Annotated in this window: 6 protein-coding genes; all 6 read right to left on the bottom strand. The window is 67.2% G+C overall.

Annotation, left to right across the window (positions count from 1 at the left end):
* Nucleotides 1–207: 207 nt before the first annotated feature.
* On the bottom strand, nucleotides 208–1344 hold the full coding sequence (locus DB032_RS07635; RefSeq protein WP_107798948.1) for an EscU/YscU/HrcU family type III secretion system export apparatus switch protein: 1137 nt from the start codon (nucleotides 1342–1344) through the stop codon (nucleotides 208–210).
* A 1-nt stretch (nucleotide 1345) separates the two neighbouring features.
* Nucleotides 1346–2122, bottom strand: a complete 777-nt coding sequence (sctT, locus tag DB032_RS07630) for a type III secretion system export apparatus subunit SctT (protein ID WP_107798947.1) — start codon at nucleotides 2120–2122, stop codon at nucleotides 1346–1348.
* Nucleotides 2123–2127: 5 nt separating this feature from the next.
* A complete protein-coding gene (locus DB032_RS07625; protein WP_019104573.1) occupies nucleotides 2128–2388 on the bottom strand; it encodes an EscS/YscS/HrcS family type III secretion system export apparatus protein in 261 nt (86 codons plus the stop codon).
* Between the two features lie 87 nt (nucleotides 2389–2475).
* A complete protein-coding gene (locus tag DB032_RS07620; protein ID WP_107798946.1) occupies nucleotides 2476–3135 on the bottom strand; it encodes an EscR/YscR/HrcR family type III secretion system export apparatus protein in 660 nt (219 codons plus the stop codon).
* Nucleotides 3125–4018 (bottom strand): YscQ/HrcQ family type III secretion apparatus protein, encoded by an 894-nt coding sequence (locus DB032_RS07615; RefSeq protein WP_107798945.1) that lies wholly within the window; start codon nucleotides 4016–4018, stop codon nucleotides 3125–3127. The genes DB032_RS07620 and DB032_RS07615 overlap by 11 nt, the downstream gene beginning before the upstream one ends.
* Nucleotides 4018–4827 (bottom strand): type III secretion system needle length determinant, SpaN/EivJ family (locus DB032_RS07610; protein ID WP_304529377.1); only part of this gene is annotated, 810 nt, incomplete at its 5' end. The genes DB032_RS07615 and DB032_RS07610, both read right to left, overlap by 1 nt.

Below are 4827 nucleotides of genomic sequence, written 5' to 3'. Positions count from 1 at the left end.
CCAGGCTTGCAGGGCGGCCTTGGGGGTGTCTACGTGCGAATCTTCGATTCGCTCAGTGATAGGGAATTTGGCCGAGCAAATTCCCCTTCCTGCCCGCCGGGCAGCCCCGGCAATCAAAATCATCATCCGCGCAGCGGATTCAATGCCTTGGGTCATGATCCCTCTCGAAAAGATCGTGAACAGGCTCTTAGCGGCGCGTCTATGCGCTCAGCCTTCCTGGTCGTTTTGTTTATCCACAGAGGCAGGCCCGGCGGCGTTCGCGTCCTTCCCCTGTTGCTCCGCCGGTAGCCTCGATGGCTCCGGCTCCGACGCCTGCGCTCCGGCGTTTTCCACCTGCTCCAGCCACATCAGCAAGCGCAGCACTTCCTCCACCTCGTCCAGGCTGACCAGGGAATAACGGCGGTGGCTGGCGAAAATGCGCCGCGCCAGCGGGATGTCCCGCACCACCGGCACGCCCACTTTTTCCGCATAGGCCCGCACCGCCAGCGCGCGCTGATTGGTCTCCATCACCGAGATGAAGGGGATGGGCAGCAGCTCGGGCTTGAAATAGATGCCGACGGCGATATGGGTGGGGTTGGCCACGATCAGGCGCGAGTTTTCGATGTCGGACTTCACCTGCTCGGACAGGATCTCCATATGCGCCTCGCGGCGGCGAGACTTGATCTCCGGATTGCCCTCCTGCTCCTTCATCTCGCGTTTGACCTCCTGCTTGTCCATCTTCATATCTTTCATGAACAGGAAGTACTCGGCGATGGCGTCCAGCACCAGCACCGCGACGATGCAGCCCAGGCAGGTCAGCACCAGCGCCAGCAGCAGTTCGCGCCAGATCGCCGCCATGCCTATGGGGTCGCCGTTGAGCTGGGCGAACAGCAGGGCCTTGTGCTTGTGCCACAGCACCAGCACCGCCACCACGAAACTGGCCAGGTAAAGCAAGGCCTTCACCGCCTCCTTCACCGTGCGCAGGCTGAACAGCTTCTTGAAGCCGTTGACCGGGTTCAAGGCCTCCAGATTGAGCTTCAAGGCCTCGCTGGCCAGCACGAAGCCGCTTTGCAGCAGGGAGGGCAAGGCGGAGGCGACGATGCACAGCAGAAAGATGGGCAGCAAGAGCTTGATGCCCAGCCAGGCCACCGCCTGGGCGTAGCCCTGCATGTCCTGCTGGAAGCCGCCGGCGATCACCTGGCGGAAAGCGCCCATCAGCTCCACAAGCGAGCCGAAGGACACCAGATAGGCGACGCCGCACAGGGTCAGGCAGGCCACCACCAGGTCGCGGCTCTTGAAGGACTGGCCTTTCTTGGCCGCGTCCTGCAAGCGCTTGCGCGTGGGTTGTTCGGTCTTGTTCGACATCTCAGCGCACCGGCGCGCTCAGCCAGCCGGGCAGCGCCGTCGGCGGGAAGGCCAACCGCATCACCGTGTCGGGCAACACCGGGCCGAAATACATCAACATGATCAGCAAGGCCGCCGCGCTCTTCACCGTCAGCGACACCGCGAAGGCGTTCATCTGCGGCGCGAAGCGCGACAGCAGGCCCAGCACCACCTCGGACAGCAGCAAGGCCGCCACCACCGGGCTGGCCAGCACCACCGCCTTGCTGATCACCTGATTGAGCAGGCTCAGCGTCGGCTGCAAGGCCGGCGTGCACACGCCCAGCGGGTCGCACAGCTGATAGCTCTGACGGAACAGGTCCAGCATCAGGCTCATGCCGCCGCCTTGCAGATAGACTGCGGCGGCGAACAGATTGAACATGTTGGCCAATTCCGAAGTGTCCACGCCGTTGGCCGGGTCTATGCTGCTGCTCAGCGTCGCGCCGCGCTGGTTGTCTATGATGCTGCCCAGCGCGTGGAACACCCAGAACGGCCAGGCCAGCAGGCAGCCCAGCAGCAGGCCCACCGCGGCCTCGCGCGCGATCAGCGCGATAAAGGGCAGCGCCTGAAAGGCCGGCAGCGCCTCCACCGGATGCGGCCACAGCCCCAGCGCCACCAGCATGGTGGCCGAGGTGCGCACCACGCCGCTGAGCACATTGCTGTTCAGGAAGGGCAGGATGAAGAACACCGGCGCCACGCGGGCGAAGCCGAGCGCGGCCGAGGCCACCCAGCCGTGGATCTCGAAGAACAGGCCGAACTGCATCCGTCTCAGCCTCGGGCCAGCGCCATGCGCATCACCTCCCGGCCAAAGCCGAGCAGGGTTTCGCCATACCAGCCGGACAGCAGGAACAGGCACAGGCTGACGCCGAACAGCTTGATGCCGAAGGGCAGCGTCTGCTCCTGCAACTGGGTCACGGTCTGGAACAGGCCCACCAGCAGGCCGATGGCGGTGGCCACGATGATGGGCCAGGCCGACATCAGCAGCACCAGGTACAGCGCCTTGTTGCCGGCGAACACCAGATCATTCATAGCAAAACTCCAAAATTGAGGCGGGCGGCATGGGCAGCAAAACCGAGCGCAGCGCCATGCCGTGGCGGGACGGTTTGCTCCGCCCGGCTAGGTCGCCAAATCCAGGTACTGCAACACCAAGCCCTTCGACAACAAAGTCCAGCCGTCCAGCGCCACGAACAGCACCAGCTTGATCGGCACCGAAATCGTCACCGGGCTCATCATCATCATCCCCAGCGCCAGCAAGATGCTGGAGATCACCAAATCCACCACCACGAAGGGCAGGTAGAGATAAAAGCCGATCTTGAACGCGCTCTTAATCTCGCTGAGCGCATAGGCCGGCAGCAAGGCGAAGAGGGACGGCTGTTCATCCTCGGCCGCGTTGCCGGTTTCGCGCTCGGTGCGCTGCGCCTGGGCTTTTTCAAAGAAACTCACCAGTTCCGGATCGGAATACTTCTGCAAATAGCCGCGATAACCGTCCAGGCCGTTTTCGACGAAGTTGCTCACCGATTCCACGCTGTTGAAGCTGACCTGTTCTTCCTGGTAGTGACTGTAGGCCTGCTGCGCGATCGGCAGCATCACGAACATCGACAGCATCAGCGCGATGCCGTTGAGCGTCATATTGGACGGCACCTGCTGCAGGCCCAGCGCGTTGCGCACCATCACGAACACGATGGAGAACTTGATGAAGCAAGTGCCGGAAGCGATCAGGAAAGGCAGCAGCGTGGCGAAGGCCAGCAGCGCGATCAGCGAAATATCATTCGACATCGGCGGCTCCGCCCAGCCACTCCGTCACTTCCACCCCCAGATGGCCGGCCAGCTGCACCAGTTCGCCGCGTCCCAGCAGCGCGCCGTTGGCGCGCACTTCCACCCGCCGCTCCACGTCCGCCGGCAGGTTCAGCAACTGGCCCCGGCACAAGTCCTGCAACTCCGTCAGCGTCACCCGCCCGCGATGCAGCACGAACTCCAGCTCCACCGGCAGCTGTCCCATATCGCGCGCCGGCGCTTCCTGCTCCGCCGCCTGTTGCGATTCATCCCATTCCATGACGATTCCTTCCTCATACGTTTGATAAGTGCCCAGCGCGCGGTCGTGGCAGCGCACCGTCGCCGCCGGCTCGCGGATCAGCAGCACGTCGCCGCGCGTCACGCCGCGCAGCAAGCCCAGGCTGATGCGGCTGTCGCCGATGACGAAGCGCAGCGGCCAGCTCAACAAGGGCGCCGGGTCCAGCGCGTCTCCCGCCTCGAGCTCCGGCGCGCGCTCCAGCCACAGCGGCCCCTCGGCGCACATCACCCGCAGCAGCGGCTGGCGCGGCAAGGCGTCGCCCGGCCCCGCCTCGCCCAGGCTCAAGCGCTGGTAGGCCAGCTCCGGCATCGGCGGCGTCAGCGGCCGTTCCGCCGCCGCCAGCCATTGCGCCGCCTGCGCCTCCACCCCGGCGGACAAGGCCAGCCGCGCCAGTTCCGGCGCGGCGTTCTCCAGCCAGGCGCGCGCTTGCAGCCAGCCCTGCCAACGCTGGTCCGCGTCGGCCACAGACAGCCACAAGCCGCCGCGCGGCGGCGTTTCCAGCGTCGCGTCCCAACCCTGGCGCCGCCAAGCCGCGGCGGCGCGCTGCAAGGCGCGCTCGCGCGCGTCGATTTGTCTGAGCGCCAGCATCAGGCGTCCTCCTCCTCATCGCGCTGCGGCTGTTGCCGCCCCTGCTCGCGGCCGTCGTCGCGGGCCATCTGCCATTGCTGCGGGTTGCCGGACTGCCATTGCTCGCCCAAACGCTGTTGCACCAGGCTGTCAGACGGCTGCAGGCTGAGCACGCCGCCGGGCTGGCTTTGCACGTTCACCGCGTGTTCGCCGCCCCAGCGCTGAAAGCGGTAGGTCAGGCCCGGCTGGGCCGGCTCCGGCGCGCTGGGCGCGGACGGCGTCGGCTGGCTCAAGGCCGAGTCCTGCCGCGGCCGCGCCTGCGGAGCGGCTTCGCGCGGCGGCGGCGTCGCCGGCGCGGACGGTTGGGCCGGCGGAGGCGTCAGCGCCGCGGCCGCCGGAGCGGATTCGGTCTTGCGCGTCTCTCCGCCTTCGCGCGCAGCGGCCGGCGTCGGCGTCAGGATCGGCGTCAGGATCGGCGTCGGGATCGGCGCGGCGGCTTCGGCTTTCGACACGGTCCGTCCGGGCGGCGGCGCGGCAGCCGGCGTCGCGATAGACGCTTCGGCGCGCGCGGCGGCCACCGGAAGCGCGGCCTCGCCCTTGGCCGGCGCGTGCTCGGTTTTGCGCAGCGCCGGCTCAGCCTTGGACTGCGCCCCCAGCGCCTGCGCCACGACTTTGACCGGCACGTCGGCCGTCGGCGCCAGGCTGGCCGCATGCTGGGCCGCCAGCGCCGCGGCGGCGGCATGCGTGCCTTGCGGCCGGGCCGCGGTCTTGCCGCGCGCGCCGGCGTCCGGTCCTTCGCCCTCGCCCAGCGGCGTCCGGCCGCGCTTGCC

Source organism: Chromobacterium sp. Panama (genome assembly GCF_003052555.1).
Classification (GTDB): domain Bacteria; phylum Pseudomonadota; class Gammaproteobacteria; order Burkholderiales; family Chromobacteriaceae; genus Chromobacterium.
Note: the sequence above shows the minus strand (reverse complement) of the source record. Positions and strands in the feature narration are given on the sequence as shown.

Bases quoted from the DNA above. Each gene is read 5' to 3' on its own strand.
- DB032_RS07635 (WP_107798948.1), bottom strand. From the start codon at position 1,344: ATGTCGAACAAGACCGAACAACCCACGCGCAAGCGCTTGCAGGACGCG.
- DB032_RS07615 (WP_107798945.1), bottom strand. From the start codon at position 4,018: ATGCTGGCGCTCAGACAAATCGACGCGCGCGAGCGCGCCTTGCAGCGC.
- DB032_RS07620 (WP_107798946.1), bottom strand. From the start codon at position 3,135: ATGTCGAATGATATTTCGCTGATCGCGCTGCTGGCCTTCGCCACGCTG.
- DB032_RS07625 (WP_019104573.1), bottom strand. From the start codon at position 2,388: ATGAATGATCTGGTGTTCGCCGGCAACAAGGCGCTGTACCTGGTGCTG.
- sctT (WP_107798947.1), bottom strand. From the start codon at position 2,122: ATGCAGTTCGGCCTGTTCTTCGAGATCCACGGCTGGGTGGCCTCGGCC.